Below are 18,185 nucleotides of genomic sequence, written 5' to 3' on the forward strand. Positions count from 1 at the left end.
CGCGTTGTTATTGAGTGACGGTTTTGCAGCTGTTCAGCCAGGCTGCAGTGTCGATTTTCTGCTTTTGCAGGAACGCTTTCTGATTGGCCCAGTGCGTGCGCAAATAAGGTTTCAGGTCTTGCAGTTGCTTGTTGCGGGTGATGATTTCTTCCATCACCGGGACTTGTGTTTCAAGCAGTGGCTGGCCGTACAAAGTAGCCGACTCCACCAGGCTGCTGGCGTAGTAACGGCTGAGTTTGTGCAGGCGATCCTTTTGCTCCTCGAGCTTGCCTTTACGCATGTCGCAACTGGCATCTTTGTCTGCGCTTTCGCAGTTGAGCTTGTAGTTCTTTTGCAGGAAGTCGACGTACTGGCCGTCGTCGAGCATCTTGGTGCACAGGAACGCACCCAGGTTGAGGCTGGCGCGGATCGCCTGGTCGCGGGTTTCTTCCTGCTGCTGGTTGCTGGCGCGCAGCTGGTTCTCCAGGGCCTGGAGCTTTTCCTTGAGCGCTTTGTCTTCGACACCCGAGGCGAGGCTGTTCAGCGATTGTACGGTGCCTTTGTCGGCGGATTCGGTTTCCTTGCTGCCGGTGCCGAGTTTCTTCCAGCTGCTTTCGATGCTGGCGACCCGTTCGCGAGAGGTTAGGGTCGGGGAGACCAGCACCAGTCGCAGGCCGGTGGTCTTGTTTTTCACCTGGCCTTCGGCGTTGTAATACGGCTCTTCCTTACGCAATGCCGTACGCAGGTCGGCCTGGGCGGTCAGGTAGTTGCCGCCACGGACGACATAGCCGCCGGCCTGACCGTGCTGGCGGTCGAGTTTGTTCAGGCGAAACGGCTCGAACATCATTTCGTCGATGTTACCGAGCATGTCATGCAGGCCCAGCGGGTTGGGCTTTTGCAGGCCGGTCAATTGCACTTTGCCGTTGGACGATTGCGCCCCGGCGAACCACTCGTAGGCGTTGATGCCTTCTGGCATCGGGTAGTGCGTGTCGCGGAATTCAGCGGCACCGACTTCCAGCCCGCCGCGCGCGGCGAACTCCCACTCGACCTCGGTCGGCAGGCGCAGGAATCCCAGGGCGCCGTCTTCCTTTGGCAGCTTGCCGGCGGCGTTTTTGCGCAGCCACAGGTTGTACTTGTCGGCGGCGTCGATGGCTTGCACCCAGCTCACCGCCGTTTGCGGCAAGCGCATTTTGGTGGCAGCGGTGAGGCAGGTCGCTTCGGTCAGCGCGGCGTATTGCAACTGACTCATCTCGTACTTGGCCATCAGGTAGTAGCGGGACTTGTCGTTCCTGGCCCCGGTAAAACTGCCGGCGATAAAGGTCGGGCGGGTCTGCTCGACATAGCCGTATTCCGCGCCGTCCTGACCGATGTTGATCGGGTAGTCATCCAAGGGACCTGCGACCGGAATGAACACTTTGCGAAACACCATCGAACCTTCGCAGGGCATCGGCAGCACGACGTCGCCAGCCTCGGGCATCGGGTTGTAATACTTCTCTTCCCAGCCCGCCGCCGAGGCGTCGAGCAAGTAGCCGAGGCTCAGGGGTAACAGCAAGCCAAAACGTTTATAGCTCACGCAGACTCTCCGCAGGTTGGATGTTGATGGCTCTCAGCGCGCCGATCATGGCCACCAGGGCAGCGACCAGAAAGGTCAGGAGCAGGGCGGCAACGCCGTGCCAGACCGTGATGTGGCAAACGAAGGTACCGGTGGCCTGGCTGCTGCCGAGCAGGGAGTCGAACAAATGACTGCCCACGGTATAAAACCCCAGCCCGCCCACGTAGCCGGCCAAACTCAGCACCAGCGCTTGCAGGACCACGAAACCGCCGACGGACCTGCGCTTGAAGCCCAGCAGACGCAGGACCGCCAGGCTTTTGCGTTTACGATCGATGTTGGCCAGGAACGCGCCAACCATGGACGCCACGCAGCCGATCAGTGCCGCCATGGCGATCACACCGAAGATCAACCCCAGCACATGGTTGATGGCTTTGACGTTGTCGATGTCGGCCAGTCGGCTCGACGTTTCGATGTGTTGTTCGTTGAGCCAGTGTTCCAGCGGCGCGACCTGGTCGATGTCGCGCGCATACACGCGGGCGCGGGCATACAGCGGTTGTAGATTCCCCTGAGGCTTGCCGGTGGTAACGCCGAACTCACTGACCTGATAACCGTCGCGAAAGCGCTCCAGATCCAGTAACAGCGGCGGGGCGACGAACCCGGCCGCGCGACCGAAGCGGGCACCGTCGAGCACGGCCAGTACCGTCAGCGTCATCTCGCCGCGTTCATTGACACCTTCCAGGCGGCGCAAGGCCCGTAGCTGCACGCTGTCGCCGGCCTTGGCCTGCAAGCGTTGCGCTGCGCTGGCACTGAGGATCACCTGATTGCCGACGGGGTTGAGGGACGCCAGATTCAGCTGTGGGTCGCCGGGCTCGGTGGCGATGATTTCCGCGCCTTCGACAAAGCGTTGCATGCCGATCAGCAGGTCCGCCTGGGTATTGAGCGAGCGGGTCTGGCCGAGGGCAAAGCCGGTCTCGGGGCGCAGGCGCAAACGCTCGATCCAGGCTGCGTCGTAGTTACCGTTGCTGAGCATCTTCACTTCAAGGTTGCGCGGGTCGCGCAGCAGTTCGTCCTGCAGCTGGCTGACCACCCCGTGTTTGAGCCCGAACAGCAACAACAACGGCGCGATCACCGCCACCAGGGAAGCGGCGATACACAGCGAGACCTTGCGGTCGTGCCAGAGGTCTTGCAGTGCCAGTGAGCCCAGCAGGCGCAAGCGATCAGTCCATCGGTTCAAACAGAGTCTCTCCCAGATGGTTGATAGCACCGAGTCGCGGCAACCCGAAATCCTTCAGCAGGGCCCAGTCATGGGATACAACGAGCGCACTCAGGCCCATGCTCGACACCAGGCTCAGGAGTAACTCAAACAATCGCCGGGCACTGTGAGGGTCGAGCGCGGCGGTCGGCTCATCGGCCAACAGCAGCAGCGGTTCATGGGCAATTGCCCGAACGCAGGCGACGCGCTGGCGCTCGCCAATCGACAAGGCCTGGGGTTGTTTGTCCAACAAGCCTTGCAGGCGCAATACGTCAACGGCGTGGTCGATGTGATCGCTCTTCGCCTGCATCCCGAGCAAACGGCGCGGCAGGCTGATGTTGTCTCTCACGCTCAGGAACGGCAGCAAGCCGCCGCTCTGCAAAATGAATCCCAAGTGCCGTGAACGCACCGCTGCAAGCGCAGGCTGATCGTCAGTGGCCAGCAGTTGGGCGATATCCTGAGCGTGCGTCGGGCCCAGCCGGAAGCGCTCGAGTTCTACCGGTGCGAGCAACAGACCGATGGCTTCGAGCAACGTGCTTTTGCCGCTGCCGCTCTCACCTGTGACGGCGAGGATTTCTCCGGCGCCGATCCGCAGGTGCGGCAGTCGCACGTGATGAGCCTGTGCGCCTTCTCCACGGCGCACCAGCATGTTCTTGATTTCGAGCATCGGCGTCTCGTCAGGGCATCATTTCCAGCGGGACGGGGTAGACGTTGTCCCGCGCATCGCTGTCTTTGGCTAAGGCTACCCAACGGTCGACATCGGCGTTGTAACGCTGGTAATGCCGCAGTTTGGTGTTCAGCGTGCGGATGAATTTTTCTTGTGCCAGACCATCCCAGCTCTTCCAGGTCTCTTCATCCAGGTTCAGCACTTCACTCTGATAAGGCAGGTCTTCAAGGTATTCACCGAGCACGCCCATGTCCGCCAGTTTGGCATTGCTGTTCTGTTTGAGCTGATTGGGATCGGCGCCCATGGTCGCCGCCACCGAGCGCAGGCGATTGAACATGTCCGTTGGCGAAATCAGGCCCTCGTTGGCGGCATCGAGAATCTGCTTCATCACGTCGCTCAAGTCGCTGAGCTGTGACTTGGTCAACAGCACCCGCACGTCGGTGGTCGGAATGTTCTGCTTGATCAGGTCGCGGTCGGTGATCCATGCCTTGAACACTGGCGGGGCCTTGCTGTTGGTCCTCTCGCCGAGATAGGCGAGTTGCATGGCGTGGCCGATCAGCGCCGCGTCTTCGAGCATTTTTTTCTCGGCCGGGTCCTGCTTGGCGTTCGCCGCGCTGCCGATGGCGTCTTCGCCCATGTAGGCGGCTTTGACTTGTGTAGTGATCGCTGCGGCCAGTGTGTCGACCTTGCGCCCGAATTCTTGCACATCGCCTGCGTTTACCGGGTAGTACAGCGAAGTGTTGGTACCCGGGTAGGTCGACAGATTCCGGTATTGCGCCTCGGCCTTGGCATGGTCCTTGGCACCGGCCGGGGTTTTCAGGTGCAGCGTGTAAATCGCCACACCCGGGTTGGCGGCTTCGATACGTACCTGTGCAGCGCTCAAGCCGGTCTTCGACAGCTTGTCGTCGCCTTCGATGGCGCCCGCATCGGTGATCAGCACCACGTAGCGTGCGCCGAACTGGCTCCAGTCGACCTTGTCGATGCTCTCCATGACCCCGGCAAACGAGTCTTCATCGAAGCTGCTGCTCGACACGTTAGCCTGTTTGAGGTCTTTGATCCTGGCGAAAAAGTCGGCGCTGTCTTTCACCTTGGTAGGGTCGGCGTACATCTTGGTGGTGTATTCCAGCCCCGGTACTGCCTGGGTGTTGGAGCGGAAAGCCACCAGGCCGAACTTGACCTGCTTGCCGAGGTTCTGCGCTTCGATCTTCTGGTAAACCTTGCGGATCGCCTCGCGGGTGCGGTCGATATAGGGGTCCATCGAGATCGTCGAGTCGATGACAAATACCACGGCCGCGCTGAATTCCTTCAGCTGGTTGGCCTTTTTCTCTTCGGCTTCCTTGCTGCCGGCAGGGCTGTTTGCAGCCCCGCCCTTGGCGTTCTTGTCATCCGGCTTGCTGACGGAGGCCACATTGAGCAGGCGCGTGCGGAAACCGCTTTCGGTCATGACTTCTTCGCCACTGAGCACCGGCAGCAGGTAGAACTGCTTTTGCAGGTCGACGAAGTATTCAGGTTCTTCAGCCAGTACGCCCGGTGCTTGCAGGCCCTTTTTCAGCGTGGCCCGCAGCGGCGCGACTTTGCTGACCGGGTCCGGTGCATCGAGGATGCCTTCGACGGTGGCGCGGTCCTTGAAGAACAGCAGCCGGTCGCGGTTGGCCGGGTTAGTGAAGGCCAGCGTCAGCTGCATCTTCCAGTCGGTGGTGCAGCTGGCAGGCAGCCAGCCAATGGTTTTGCCGTAGCTGTCGGGGCCGACTTTCAGCCACTCGGCATTGTTCGCCTGGGCGCGCTCGTACACATAAAAGCGGCTGAAGACCGGTTGTGCGTCGCCTGCCGCACCGCCCGCCGCCGGGCTGATTTTGCAGCCCGGCGTGGTCAGCACGCGTTGGAACAGGGTCTTTTTACCGGCCTGGATCAGCGGTTTGTCATCGGCCTGGGACAGCGGGCTGATGCACAGCACGAGCAAGGCGGCACCGCTCAGCAGGAGTCGACTCATGGGTGAACGCATCACTTCTGCAACTCCTCGAAACGCTGCTTGGCTTCGGCATTGTTCGGGTCCTGGGTGAGGATGGTTTCATACCAGTAGGCGGCGGTGGCGTTGTCCGCAGCCGGGAAGCACTCGCTGGCCTTCAGGTATTTAGGGTCGTATTCACGGGCATAGGCGTTGGCGATCAGCACGTCACCAGCCTGGGCACGGTTGGCGTACAGGCGCTGGGCGACGCCGCAATGTTTACTGGCCTTGGCCTGGTCGATGATCTCCAACAACCTGGCACTGTCAGGTGCCGCCTTGATGCAGGTCTGGACGAAGGTCAACTCGGGCAGGCTGTTCATACTGTCGAGGGTGCAGGCTTGAGCATTGGCGCCGGCAGGTGCGCTGGCAGTGGCTGCAACCGCAGGCGCTGGGGTGCGCTTGTAGAACCAGAATCCGGCGCCCGCCGCCAGCAACAACACCACAATCAACAGGCCGATCAGACCTTTGTTGCTTTTCTTTACCGGTGCGGGAGGCGGCGTATAGGCGCGCTCGGTGAGTACCGATTCCAACTCCACTTCTGGCTCGGCGGTGGACAGGGTCAGTTCAGGCAAATCCGGGATCTCCGGGATCTCCGGTGCCGGTGCGCTCGGCGCCGTCAGTTCGGCACCGCCGTAAGTCGAGCGTGTCTGGCCGCCGGCCGTGGACGGCAGCAAGCCGACGCCTGGCCGAACCACGCCTTTGTCGGCGTGGCCTTGGCTCTGTTCACGCAGTTCGATCTGGAATTGCGAGTTGGCGCCGCCTTCCAGCAGTGGGTCAACCACGTCCGGTCCGACCTGGGTTTCCAAAGCTTCGCCGTTGGCCGCGAGGTTGAAACGCGAGACCTTGAACCAGAATGGATTGTTGCTCCAGGCCTTGTGGTCCTGAAGGTAAAAACCGTCCTGGTTGCGCTGAATGGAAAACTCCAGCTGTTCCTCGTCACCCTGCCATTTCTTCACAGTGAGGCGGGCCTGGCCAGGCACATTGGGCTCTAACGCGAGCAGGTCGACACGAATTGGCATTGCTTATCTCGCTGCGAAGGCTGTGAGCACTTGGCCCAGCCGTTCGTTCTGTTCAGGGGTGATTTCACGTCCAGCACCATGGCCAGCATTGTCCTGCGTGATGTAGGCCAGGCCCGAAAGCCAGTCTCCTAGATACCGTTGCGCCTGATTCGCCGGTTGCGCCGGCAGTACAGGCACTTGTCCAGGGCCAATGTCGGTGTAGAACGAAAACAAGGGCTCCTTGGCACCGGCGCGGCTGTTCGGACGCTCGCTTACCGGTTTCTGGAGGTAGCCGAACCAGGACACGAAATCGCGCAGCACGCGCTGCACTTCCAGCACCTGGCGCTCAACCAGTTGATCGCGCCGCGCGCCACTTTGTGCGCGCTTGAGGACGGCGCGGCTCAGTTGCCCCGGCAAATCCTGGCGATAGCCGGCGGTGATCAGTTCATCGACCACCGCTTCCAGCAAGGCCTTTTCCAGCCCCAGCAGGTTGAGCAGGCTTTGCCGGGTGGTCAGTTCACGCAAGTGCGCGATCCAGGCCTTGAACGCTGCTTTGGCGAAACGGTGCTCGTTGCTTTGCGGTTCGGGCGCCGGGGTGCCGGTTTTGCTGCTGACTGGCGCGTCGTGGCCCGGGTCGTCACTGAAATCGAAATTGAAACCGGTGTCATTGCCGTAGAGGCTCTGGCTCGGTGTCGGGGTGACCGGATCGTCGTTCACGGCCGGCTCGTCATCGGTTTCGTACACGCCGCTGAGGTACAGGTCGCGCACCTCTTCGCTCGGTATGTCGAGTTGATCGATCAATTCGCCAAGTACCGCCGGGCGACGGCCCAAGCTCGTCAGAATCATTTGCGCTTTGGCTTTCTTGGCGGCTGCGGCGCCGTCGTCGTCAGCGTGGTACCAGGTGCTCAGACCGTGAGTGGTCAGGCCTTCGAGGCATTCGCTCAATTGCTCGCGGATACGCTGCAATTTAAATTCTATATTGGCCACGCCTTTGAAACTGCCGCTGAAGTGGCTGATGCCACCGTCATCGTTGCGCAGCATTTCTGTCCAGGCGTTGACCGGATTCTTGATGTGTTTGCACACCAGAGCGTTGCTGGCGAAGCTGGTGCCCAGCGCGCTGACACGTTCCTGATAAATGGCATTGAGGCCGGTTTCCGCACCGGTCGCGTCTTGCCCGATGAACGCCGCATCCATACGCGGCTTGCGCACCAGGTAGGTGTTCTGGAACGGTGTACCGGCCCAGTCGTTCATCCAGCTCAGGCTGCCGAAACGCTCTAGCATGGTCAACTTGACCATGCCGTTCCAGCTCTCGTCGTACTGATCGGGTGTCAGACTCAGGGAGTTGGTAATGCGCAGGTCGAGCATGGTCAGCGCCCAGATCAGGCCGGTATCGCGCTTGCTGCGAGCAGCCGAGTCGGCGCCCTGGGTTTTTTCGATCCAGCGGGTCAGCACCGGACCCACGTCGTTGACGTCGCTCTGCTTGGTCGAACTGGTGCAGACCACCAGTGCGTTCATTTCCTGGTTGTCGGTGTAGCGTTCGAACAGGTAGGCGACCTTGCCGCGCAGGATCAGCTGGGAAACGGAGTTGTCCTTGGTACTGGATTGCGGGTCGTTGGAATCGGCGATCTCGTGCAGTTTCTGGCGCCCGCGATAACCGGGGAAATCCAGCAGGTCGACCTGATTGACGATGTCATCCACCGGCGCTTCGATCAGGCGGAAGGTCATTTCGGCGGTCAGTGCCGCCAGTTGCGCGACCGCAATCGCCTGACTGTTTTGCAGGCGATCGCCAACCAGCGGTCGAACATCGATCGGTAAGTCCAGCGGGCTGCCGAAGCGTTCGAGGATGTCGACGTTCATGATGCTGTCGCGCTGGCTGTAGGTGTCGTTGTCGAAACTCACCAAGGCCTTCAACGGTGCGAACACGGTCTCGGGCAGCCCCAGCTTGTGCAGCGCGCCGGCCAGTTTCTGGTACACGCGTGTCAACTCGCTTTGCTCACCCCAGAGGATCGAAAACAGCTCGGCCCGTTCCTGGAAATTCAGGCGTGGCGCCAGCTGCAACGCTTTGGGCCAGAACAGGTGCTCAAGCTTCTTCACCGAGTTGCGAAAATTGTCGCGCAGGTAATCCCACAGCGACACCAGATCGTCGGCGTTGACGCCCGTTTGCAGCGGCCCGGTTTCGCGACCTTCGAACGGTTTGAGCACGCGCTGGATGCGCTCCTCGTCGATCTCGTAGGAAATCCGCTCAAGGTCGAAATCCTTGAACCAGGCGTTGGCGAGAATCTTCGCCAGCTCGATTTCCTTGAACAACGTAAGTTCTACCGGGAAGTCCTTGTCCTGACTTTCCGTCGCCCGACGGCTGAAGCGCGTTACCAGGCCGGTGGCTTCCTTGCCACCACCCACCGGGTTGATGTGCTTGATGAAGTCCAGGCGATGATCGCCGAACTCGGTTTCCAGCTTACCGTTCTGACCGGCGGCGAGGGCCGAAATCAGGTAGGACTTGCCGGCCTGGGACAAGCCGAAAAAGCCAATGGTCATCGGCGTGCAGGCCACGCGACCGAGGCTTTGAGCCAGGTTGCGGGCGCGGTGCAGGCGGATGTTCAGGTTGTCGGCTTCGCTGTCCAGGCGCGGCGCATTGCCGCGCGTCTGGTCAATCCAGTCCAGCGCCTGACCGGCGCCTTCATAAACAGCGGCCCAACTGGCAGAGAGCTGAGTTTGATCGGGGGTCAGGTCTTTCATTTGCGTTTCACACTTCCACTGTCGAGCCAGTACTTGGTCTCGCTCAGGCCGGCGTCGAGCATGGTGTTGAGTTCCAGCTCGAGGTCGCTGCGCGGGTTGAAGTTGACGTTGTTACTGTTGGATTCGATGTCGCGAACTGAGAGGCGGTCGCTGACCAGATCCTGCTTGCGCGTGTATTTGTCCGCCGGTTTGACCTCGAACCGCACCTTGAGCAGCGGGGCGCTGCCGTTTTCACCGGTTGCCCGGGAAAACTTCTCCCGACCCGCCTTGGTGAACCGCAAGGTATACAACGGCGAAGCGGCCCAGCGGTCAGCGGCCAACTGGCGGAAACCGAGGCGCAGGTCGCCGCGCATTTCCAGCTGCGGCGTGTCGGCGGCGTCGCCAACGCCAATTTCCGGTAGCTTGATTTTGTAGTCTTCGGACTGGATGTCGCGGTACAGCACGTCGGCATCCTTGATCACGTTGTTCAGATCGATGACGCCGATGTGCTTGACCGTTGAATACGGCTTGAGCGCCGATGCCCGGAAGTAGAAGTTCGGCACGCTGTGGTTGGCGCACAACAGGCAGAGCATGGCGCCGACCGAGGCGGTGCTTTTCGGGTCGTCGATCCGGCCGTTCTTGTGAAACGGATACCAGCCGCCGGTGCGGTAGTTTTGCAGCGCCAGAATACGCCCCGGTGGCAGCGGCAACAGCTTGCGAATGAACGCCTGGATGCCGGGCAGGCGCGAAGGGCGGCCGGTCAGCAGCAAGACATCACAGGGGTAATGCGCGACCACTTCACACAGCGCACCAAGGATCTTGGTGATGTTGATCTGGTCGTTGAGAAACGCGGCATGGAGCTTTTGCAGGTCGAAGCTGATCGGCGCGTCATACAGGTCGAAACCGCTCTGAGCGCCGACATCGCGACGCACGGCGACATTGACGTAGTCGAGCACGGTCTGGCTGATGGCATTGTCACCGAGCAATTGGCGGTAGCTTTGCGGGATGACTTCTTGCGGGACCTGCGGATCGTAATGCTCATACGCCTTGAGCAGCGCCAGGCCCAGCGGGGCGAACACCTGGAGGTTCAATTGTTGACGCAAGATCATGTCCTGGGCGCTGACCGATTCATCGCCACACAGCCGTGACATCAGTGAATTCGGGGCCTTTACGCCGGCGTTCTGCAAGGCTTTTTCGAAACTCGGCAGGATGAAGTCCTGGATCACGTCCAGCAGGATGTCGTCGCCGGCCACTTTGAAGCCATCGCGAAAACGCTGTTCCGGCACGATGTGCACGTTGCTGCCGCTGCCGGTATTGCCCGCACGGTCGAGGCGATAGTCGGTGATCACCAGGTCGGTGGTGCCACCGCCGATGTCGATGGTCGCGAGGGTGATGCGTTGGCGGTCGACTTTGTCCGGCCGGGCGATGGTGTCAAAAAACTCTTCCGGGTGACCGGCGAAGTTCTCGTTGACCTCAGTGTACAGGTACACCAACTGGCCGCAGGACGCTTCGTCCCATTCCACGCGGATACTCGGGATCGGCGTGCGCGGGCTGACGGCCTGATCCTGATGTGGATCTTCCTCGCCGGCATGCCAGCCGAGGCTTTTCCACACCAGGCCGATGGCTTGCAGCATGCGTTCGTTGAGGATGCTGCGCTCGGCCTGTGGCATGCCCGGTGGCACAGTCAGGGTAATGCTGTTGAGCTGGCGCGGCACGCGGGTGTGACCCTGGCGCGAACGCTGGGCCGGGCTGTTGATTTGCGACAGCGCCTGGGCCAGTACTTCGGCGAGCATGAAGGTCATTAGCGAGCTGCGTGAGTAACGCGGCATGAACACCGGCAGACGATCGTCTTCTTCGAGGCTGTAAAGCGCCTCGCCGGTTTCGTTGATCAGGTGCGAGAACGGCGCGGCGGTGGCGTACGGCTCATTGTCGGTCTTTATATACGAGCAGTTGAAACGCCAGCCGTGGCCATAGGCGTTTTCGTCCCACAGATAGCGTTTCGGGCTGGACAGGCCAGTGGAGCCTTCGGTGCCGCGACGACGACTGGCCAGACGACTGGCCTCATTGCCGACACGGGCAATCGTCGCCCATTGGAACGCATCGTGGCGACCGCTCTTGACCGAGCAGTGGTCCTTGCCGAAGTACGCCTGGGAGAACTCCACGCGGCTTTCAAACGGCAGGTTATAGGTGTGTTCCGGGGTGATCAGGTCACGCAGTTCCAGCACATAATTCTGCTTCAGGCCGGAGCCGGCCTGACCGTGGTTTTCGATCAGGATGCCGCAGGTGCGCGAGTTGCCGACGTCCAGCACCAGGTCCACCGGTATGGGTTTGACCAGGCCATTGCTGTCGTTGGCGACCACTTTCAGCTCGGGGATTTCAACTTTCGCCCGGGCCTTCGACTCCTGGGCGGCTGACGGTTTGCTCAACAGGCTGAGCAAGTTGAGGTAGTGCGCCAGGTGATGGTTAGCGCGAATATCGATGTCCAGCTCTGCGCGCGAACGGTGGGCATTGCCCTCATTGAACACTTCCAGCAACCACTCGTTGACCCACGGCTGCGCCAGGAACCAGCGGGTTTCGCTAGCCTTGGTCGCCAGTTTGAAAGACACGCCGGAGCTGATGTCTTCATCGTTCGGCGCCAGATAGGCAGTGCCGTCACGTTTGGGCATCACACGGCTGTCGAACGCCATCGTCAGGCGGTGGGTATTACCGTCGATGTCAGGAGTTGCCAATTTCACCAAACGCATGCGCGACCAGTTGGTCGGACCTTCGTCGAAGCGATGCGGCGGCATGAAGCGGAAAAACGGGATCGGTAGCCAGATACCGTCGAGCAAATCGAGGCTGCTTTTCATGTCGACGCTGAACGCAGGTTTGGCTTTTTCGACCTTTTCCGGTTCGGGTTCGTAGAAAAAGAAGTCTTTCTCTTCGTTGTACGCCAGGCGACAGATCAGCCCGCTGATCATCGGTGCGAACTCGCCCGCCGGTTCCTTGCGGGGATCCAGGCGCAGGGCGAAATCCATGAACTGGATGCCGGTGTCGCTGACCAGTGTGACGGTGTCTTCGAATTGAGTGACTTCAGGCAACATGTCGGGTTATTCCGTTTTTATTCGGCCACTTGCCGCATGGACATGGGGAATTGTTCTTTTCCGTAACCACCGGTGCAGTCTGCGATCGTGGTTGCCCCTGGGCGGCAGCTGACCTTGGGCATGTCGTAAGTGCTGCCATCGCCGCAAACGGCCTGGCCCTGGCTGTCGATGGCCAGGCTGCCACCCTTCATAGTAGCGCTCACCGGCCCGCTGCATTTCGAGCCGTCGGCCTGATGTACGGTGACTTGGCCCTTACCGTCCTTGAGTTGGTACTCCAGACGTAGCGGTTTGCCGGTTCGGCGATCCTGAATCCCGGCGCCTGCGCTGTACTGTCCATCGAGAAACTTGGCGGCACCGTCGGCGGCGTCTGGCGGGATGCTCAGGGGCGGGCCGGGTTTGGCAGCGGCGGGTTTTTCTGCCTCGGGCGATGTGACATCCGGCGGCGCGGTTTTGTTTTCTGGTGGCTCAGTTTTGTTTTCGGGTGGCGCAGTTTTGTTTTCAGCTGCCGGGTCTATGGCCGGGTCTTTGGTCAAGTCGGCGGGTGCCATGTCAGCCTCGTTACCCTCGACGGCCGGCGTTTCCACACCATGCGTTCCAGTCACGGCGGTGCCGGTTCCAGTGGTCGAGCCTATAACGGTGCCTGTCACCGGAACGTTGTTGAGTGTCGTGACATTTCCGGTCAGTGGCGGCTCTTCCAGTTGTTTTTCTACTGGCACAACGCCGTCAGGCAGCAAATCTACCGCCACCAACGGAATCGGTACGCACCCTCGCAGGCCGAGCAACAGCCACAAAAGCAGCAGCAGGAGCGGCAGCAGCAACAGCCACCACCAACGACGCCACCACGGACGAGCAACCACCGGCACAACGGGCGGAACAACAGGCGCTTCGACTTCGGGTGGCAGCGTGAACGCGGGTGGTACCTGATAGAGGCAGTGCAGGGGATCGCCATTGCCGGTGCCGGCATGCTCGAAACCCCAGAAAGTCAGCACCGGTTTGCCTTGCACCAGGTAGACGAAGTTTTCGTCCGGGAAATGAATCACGCGCTTAAGTAGCTTACCGAACACGGCTTTGTCGCCTTGCGGCTGTTCGGCGGAGTCCGTACCCAGGAAACGCTGGCTCAATTCTTCGAGCGCGGTCTTCAGCGCTTCAAGCTGGCGGCGGGCAGGGGCACGTTCTTCTTCGGTCGCGCTGCTCCACGGAATCACATCGCCGTCGAGAGCGCTGTACCAATCGATCTGGTTCCCGAGTTCATCGCTTTGAGGGATGGCCAGATGATCGACCAACTCGGGGTTCTTGCGGCGAATGGCTTCGCGCAATTGCAGGGCTGCTCGGTAGACCGGTTGACCTGTTTCGCCGAGGGCAGTGAATGACCCGCTCTTACCGCTGCGTAATAGTGCCCCGCGCATTCAAACTCCATACGATCCGTTGCGCAAAAATGACAGACAAATGTGTCTGTACTTGCTCCTGCATTTAGCGGGCGACATTAGTGTCATAATGATATCGCCGTCAATCTGCCGGAGGTTCAAACCTTATGAGACTAACGTAAGCGTGCGGAGGTTGCATAAGGTCAAATTTAATTAGCTTGGGAAGGCTCGGGCGTAAGCTTTTTTATGCTTGCTGAATCGTTTCATCAGCGCTATAAAAAATGCACAACTCCAAGAAAGGCTTTCCCCATGTCCCCGCTCAAACTCTTCGTTGCCCTCAGCGCGCTGTCCGCTGCCTCCCACGCCATGGCCTGGGATTACGTCCTGCTCGACACCGACAAAGCCGCCCAGAGCTGGCAGATCACCAGCCAGCAACTCGGGGTGAAAACCGACAAACCCTTCTCCGTGACCCTGCGCACCTTGCACGGCGGTCGGCAGGAGGGCGTCAGCATCGTCGACATCGATAACGGCACGATGAAACTCTCGGTGGTGCCGACTCGCGGCATGAACGTCTTGCAGGCCTCGGTCGGCAATGTGCGCATGGGCTGGGATTCGCCGGTCAAGGAAGTGGTCAACCCGTCCTTCATCGAACTCAATGGTCGCGGTGGCTTGGGCTGGCTGGAAGGTTTCAATGAGCTGGTCACCCGCTGCGGCTACGAATGGGTCGGCCATCCCGGCATGGACAACGGTGAACTGCTGACCCTGCACGGCCGCGCCGCCAACATTCCGGCCAACAAAGTCACCCTGCACATCGATGAAAAACCGCCATACGCCATCAGCCTGCGTGGCGAGCTGAAAGAGCAGGCGTTCAAGAAAGTCGACTTCTCCGTGGCGACCGAATTGGTCACCGAACCCGGCAGCGTAACGTTCGCCCTCAACGACACCCTGACCAACAACGGTGACTATCCGAAGGAATACCAGGCGCTGTATCACAGCAACTTCAGCACGCCGTTCCTGGAACAGGGCGCCCGCTTCGCCGCGCCGGTGAAACAGGTCTCACCGTTCAACGACAAAGCCAAAGGCGATCTGCCCGACTGGCAAACCTACCGCGCACCGACCAAGGACTACGACGAGACGGTTTATAACGTGGTGCCGTATGCCGATGCCAAGGGCGATACGTTGACCGTGTTACATAACAAGGCCGGCAGCCTGGGGGTTTCGGTCGGCTTCAATACTCAAACACTGCCCGTGTTCTCCCTGTGGAAAAACACCGATACCCAGGGGCAGGGCTATGTCACGGGGCTGGAACCGGGGACGAGTTTTTCCTACAACCGCCGGTATCAGCGGCCATTGAACCTGGTGCCGACGATTGGCCCGAAGGAACACAAGCAGTTCCGCATCAACTACAGCTTGTTGGCGGATAAGGCGGCTGTGGATAAGGCCTTGAAGCAGGTGAGCGAAATTCAGGGTGGGCGGGAGACTGAGGTGCGGCAGACGCCGTTGGTTGACCTCAACAAGGGGTGATGCTGACTAGAGTGTTGTCGGCCGATATTGCAGCGCCTCGGCCAAGTGTTCACGGGTGATGCCATCGACTTGCTCAAGGTCCGCCAAGGTGCGAGCAACCTTGAGCAGTCGATGGGCCGCTCGCAGCGACAAGGTCAGCCGTTCACACGCCGTTTCCAACCAGGTTTCGTCAACTGTGGATAACTTGCAGTGTCTGCGCAGGCCCGGCAAATCGAGGAATGCATTGGCGCAGCCTTGGCGCTTTTGTTGCCGTTCTCGTGCATCGGCAACCAACTCGGCGGCGGTGGCAGTATCGTCGCCGGGTTTCAACGCAGGATTCAGCGCCGTGGCTTCGCGAGCAACCGTAAGGTGCAGATCGATACGATCCAGCAGCGGCCCCGACAATTTGTTGCGATAGCGCTGAACCATGTCCGGCGTACAGGAGCAACGGCCGCTCGGTTCGCCAAGATATCCACAGGGGCAGGGATTCATCGCTAGGGTTTTCAACGCTTTTCTATAAGAAAATGATCCTAGCAGCTATCTCCATTGCATGTGACGTCGGAATCGTTGACTTGGCCTTGGCCGGTCCGAGTTGAGAGGTTTTCTGGTGATTCATCAATAGCCATTTACCATTACGGCGGGGCTCGCTAATCTGACTCTCAAGGTATTCCGTCGTTATTTTCAGGGAAAATGACATGAAGGACGTCATCGGCTTTTTCGCTTACGCGTCAGCGCCTGCAGAAATTGGACAGACCATCGACATAGCTGTTGCAAGCAGCTCCAGGACGAATGCAGCAACGGCTGTATCCACGTGGAAGGCATTGGATATCGCTGGGCACTTCATTTCCGGTGAGGTGCTGGCAGGCATTGATGCCGCCGATTTTCTAGTGGCGGATATCAGCGAGCTGAATTTTAACGTTACCTATGAAATCGGCTACGCCCTTGGAAAGTCGAAGCGGATATTGCTGGTCAAAAACAGAAGCCTCCAGCCACGAGGATTAAAAATCTCGGATGTTGGCATTTTCGACACGCTGGGGTACCAGGAGTATCAGAACTCCTCAGAGCTGAGCGTGTTGCTGAATAACGCTTCAGCTCTGAAGCCCATTGATGTTTCTGCTGCTCTCAATATCAAAGCCCCGGTCTATCTGCTGGATACGCCGCACAAGACCGATTGGTCAACCCGCATCATTTCCCGGATCAAGAAGGCCGGCTTTACCTTCCGTAATTTTGATCCCAATGAATCCCCCCGCTTATCCGCTTACGACGCCATTACGCAAGTGGCTGGATCTTACGGGGTAGTGGTACCGCTGCTTTCCACAGGGGCAATCGGAGCAGCAATTCATAACATGCGCGCAGCCTTCATCGCAGGCCTGGCGGATGGCATGGGCAAGGCGCTTTGCATTCTCCAATACGGTGACGAGCCAGTCCCGCTGGATTACCGCGACTTTGTCCAAGTCACCTACCACCCGAATGACGTCAATCGAGCAATTGAGGTGTTTGCCTCCGACGTTACTCAAGCGTTTCAACGTCTTGAGGTTTCGGGAGGCAGACCAGAGCGCTCATTCATCAAAAAGCTCAACCTAGGCGCAACATCCGCGGAAAACGAAATGCGGGATCTGGAACGGTACTATCTGGAAACCGATCAGTTTCTGAAGTCGCTACGTGGCGAAGCGCATATGGTTGTCGGCCGAAAAGGCTCTGGGAAATCAGCGATTTTCCTTCAGATTAGGGATGCGGAGCGGGATAAGAACCGTAACAAGAATATTGTTTTGGACCTGAAGCCCGACGGCTACAAGCTAATAAAATTCAAAGAGCGCATTCTTCAATTTCTCGCCGAGGGCACCTACCAGCACACGATTACGGCGTTCTGGGAGTACGTACTCCTGCTGGAAATTTGCTACAAAATCCTCGAAAAGGATAAGCAGCGCCACATCCATGATCACCGGCTGTATGAAGGCTATCGTGAGCTGGCGGAACTGTATCGCGGAGAAGGTTACGATTCAGAGGGGGATTTCTCCGAGCGTATGTCGATGCTGATGGAGAAGATCTACTCGGAGTACCAGTCTAAATATGGTTCTACCGAAAGCGTCAGTCTCAGTTCGTCCGAGGTCACTGAGCTTCTTTACAAGCATGACGTCAAGCAGTTGAAACAGAAGCTGGGCCGCTACCTGGAGAACAAAGAGGTGCTGTGGCTCCTGTTCGACAACATTGATAATGGCTGGCCAACCTCCGGATTGAAGCATGAAGACCTGCTGATGATCAGGGCTCTGATTGACGCGACGCGCAAAATTGAACGCCAATTCAGCAGCGCCAATATTAAAGTGCGGTCGGTAGTGTTCCTGCGAAATGACGTTTACGAATTGCTGGTCAAGGAAACGTCTGACCGTGGAAAAGAAGCTAGCGTTCTGTTGGACTGGACGGATCCGGACCTCTTGCGAGAGTTGGTTCGTTTACGGATCGTATCCAACGGTCTAGAAGAGGACCTTGACTTCAAATCGGCTTGGCTTCGGCTCTTCGCTAGCCATTACAAAGGGGAAGAGACCTCACAGTTTCTGATTGAGCGCTCGTTGATGAGGCCACGCTTCCTTCTCAACTTGATCAATCACTGCAAGAGCTTTGCTATCAACCTCAATCACGAAGTTATTGAGGGAAGTGATATTGAAAAGGGAATATCTGCATACTCTGCGGATCTGTTGCGTGATATTGGCTACGAGCTACGTGATGTTTCAGAGGAGACGGACGGCCTTCTCTATGCCTTCGTCGCATCGTCGGCCGATCTATCTGAAGCACAGGTTATGGAAAAGCTAGCAAAGTCAGGGCTTGACCAAGAGAGAGCTACCCGCGCGGTAGATTTGCTCCTGTGGTATGGGTTTCTTGGTATCCGAATCAACTCAGATGATCCTAAATTCATCTATGACTTTAGCTACAATAAAGCGCTCATGGATGGAGTGAAAAAGAACTCAACCCAAGCCGTGAGTTTGGTAATCAATCAGGCATTTTGGCCAGCCTTGATGATCGGCCAATAGTGGAGCTGACTAATCGTATGCGTATGACAAAGGCATCTAGA

General features: G+C 58.9%; 10 protein-coding genes and 1 pseudogene. 2 read left to right on the forward strand and 9 right to left on the reverse strand.

Annotated features, from left to right (window positions below):
* Nucleotides 1-7: 7 nt before the first annotated feature.
* The 8 genes from AC1RDQ_RS05020 to AC1RDQ_RS05055 are packed head-to-tail and all read right to left on the reverse strand — an operon-like array spanning nt 8 to nt 13,657.
* Nucleotides 8-1,552, reverse strand: coding sequence for an SUMF1/EgtB/PvdO family nonheme iron enzyme (locus tag AC1RDQ_RS05020; protein ID WP_492586573.1), 1,545 nt, complete (start codon nt 1,550-1,552; stop codon nt 8-10).
* Nucleotides 1,542-2,765, reverse strand: a complete 1,224-nt coding sequence (locus tag AC1RDQ_RS05025) for an ABC transporter permease (RefSeq protein WP_090452132.1) — start codon at nt 2,763-2,765, stop codon at nt 1,542-1,544. Before AC1RDQ_RS05025 ends, AC1RDQ_RS05020 begins: the two co-directional genes overlap by 11 nt.
* Entirely contained in the window at nt 2,749-3,450 is a 702-nt protein-coding gene (locus AC1RDQ_RS05030; RefSeq protein ID WP_090452130.1) for an ABC transporter ATP-binding protein, read from the reverse strand. The genes AC1RDQ_RS05025 and AC1RDQ_RS05030 overlap by 17 nt, the downstream gene beginning before the upstream one ends.
* 10 nt (nt 3,451-3,460) lie before the next feature.
* Nucleotides 3,461-5,440 (reverse strand): vWA domain-containing protein, encoded by a 1,980-nt coding sequence (locus AC1RDQ_RS05035; protein ID WP_492586575.1) that lies wholly within the window; start codon nt 5,438-5,440, stop codon nt 3,461-3,463.
* Between the two features lie 11 nt (nt 5,441-5,451).
* Nucleotides 5,452-6,474 (reverse strand): hypothetical protein, encoded by a 1,023-nt coding sequence (locus AC1RDQ_RS05040; RefSeq protein WP_154909803.1) that lies wholly within the window; start codon nt 6,472-6,474, stop codon nt 5,452-5,454.
* Nucleotides 6,475-6,477: 3 nt separating this feature from the next.
* Entirely contained in the window at nt 6,478-9,189 is a 2,712-nt protein-coding gene (locus AC1RDQ_RS05045) for a putative virulence factor (RefSeq protein WP_492586577.1), read from the reverse strand.
* Nucleotides 9,186-12,251 carry a virulence factor SrfB gene (locus AC1RDQ_RS05050; protein WP_102669372.1) on the reverse strand — a complete coding sequence of 1,022 codons (3,066 nt, stop codon included), beginning with the start codon at nt 12,249-12,251 and terminating at the stop codon, nt 9,186-9,188. Before AC1RDQ_RS05050 ends, AC1RDQ_RS05045 begins: the two co-directional genes overlap by 4 nt.
* Nucleotides 12,252-12,268: 17 nt before the next feature.
* Nucleotides 12,269-13,657, reverse strand: a complete 1,389-nt coding sequence (locus AC1RDQ_RS05055; RefSeq protein ID WP_340312815.1) for an SrfA family protein — start codon at nt 13,655-13,657, stop codon at nt 12,269-12,271.
* Nucleotides 13,658-13,924: 267 nt separating this feature from the next.
* Between AC1RDQ_RS05055 and AC1RDQ_RS05060 the strand changes: the two genes are divergently transcribed.
* Entirely contained in the window at nt 13,925-15,139 is a 1,215-nt protein-coding gene (locus AC1RDQ_RS05060; RefSeq protein ID WP_090452124.1) for an aldose 1-epimerase family protein, read from the forward strand.
* Nucleotides 15,140-15,145: 6 nt separating this feature from the next.
* Here the strand turns inward: AC1RDQ_RS05060 and AC1RDQ_RS05065 are convergent.
* Nucleotides 15,146-15,613 (reverse strand): annotated as a pseudogene (locus tag AC1RDQ_RS05065) (magnesium chelatase subunit ChlI family protein); the annotation flags it as partial.
* Between the two features lie 200 nt (nt 15,614-15,813).
* Between AC1RDQ_RS05065 and AC1RDQ_RS05070 the strand changes: the two are divergent.
* Nucleotides 15,814-18,144, forward strand: a complete 2,331-nt coding sequence (locus AC1RDQ_RS05070) for a P-loop ATPase, Sll1717 family (RefSeq protein WP_492586579.1) — start codon at nt 15,814-15,816, stop codon at nt 18,142-18,144.
* Nucleotides 18,145-18,185: the final 41 nt, after the last annotated feature.

The sequence above is a fragment of the Pseudomonas sp. GW823-FHT02E01 genome (assembly GCF_058797535.1).

Coding starts and splice junctions, on each gene's coding strand:
- AC1RDQ_RS05030 (WP_090452130.1), bottom strand. CDS start 3,450: ATGCTCGAAATCAAGAACATGCTGGTGCGCCGTGGAGAAGGCGCACAG.
- AC1RDQ_RS05035 (WP_492586575.1), bottom strand. CDS start 5,440: ATGAGTCGACTCCTGCTGAGCGGTGCCGCCTTGCTCGTGCTGTGCATC.
- AC1RDQ_RS05040 (WP_154909803.1), bottom strand. CDS start 6,474: ATGCCAATTCGTGTCGACCTGCTCGCGTTAGAGCCCAATGTGCCTGGC.
- AC1RDQ_RS05045 (WP_492586577.1), bottom strand. CDS start 9,189: ATGAAAGACCTGACCCCCGATCAAACTCAGCTCTCTGCCAGTTGGGCC.
- AC1RDQ_RS05050 (WP_102669372.1), bottom strand. CDS start 12,251: ATGTTGCCTGAAGTCACTCAATTCGAAGACACCGTCACACTGGTCAGC.
- AC1RDQ_RS05055 (WP_340312815.1), bottom strand. CDS start 13,657: ATGCGCGGGGCACTATTACGCAGCGGTAAGAGCGGGTCATTCACTGCC.
- AC1RDQ_RS05060 (WP_090452124.1), top strand. CDS start 13,925: ATGTCCCCGCTCAAACTCTTCGTTGCCCTCAGCGCGCTGTCCGCTGCC.
- AC1RDQ_RS05070 (WP_492586579.1), top strand. CDS start 15,814: ATGAAGGACGTCATCGGCTTTTTCGCTTACGCGTCAGCGCCTGCAGAA.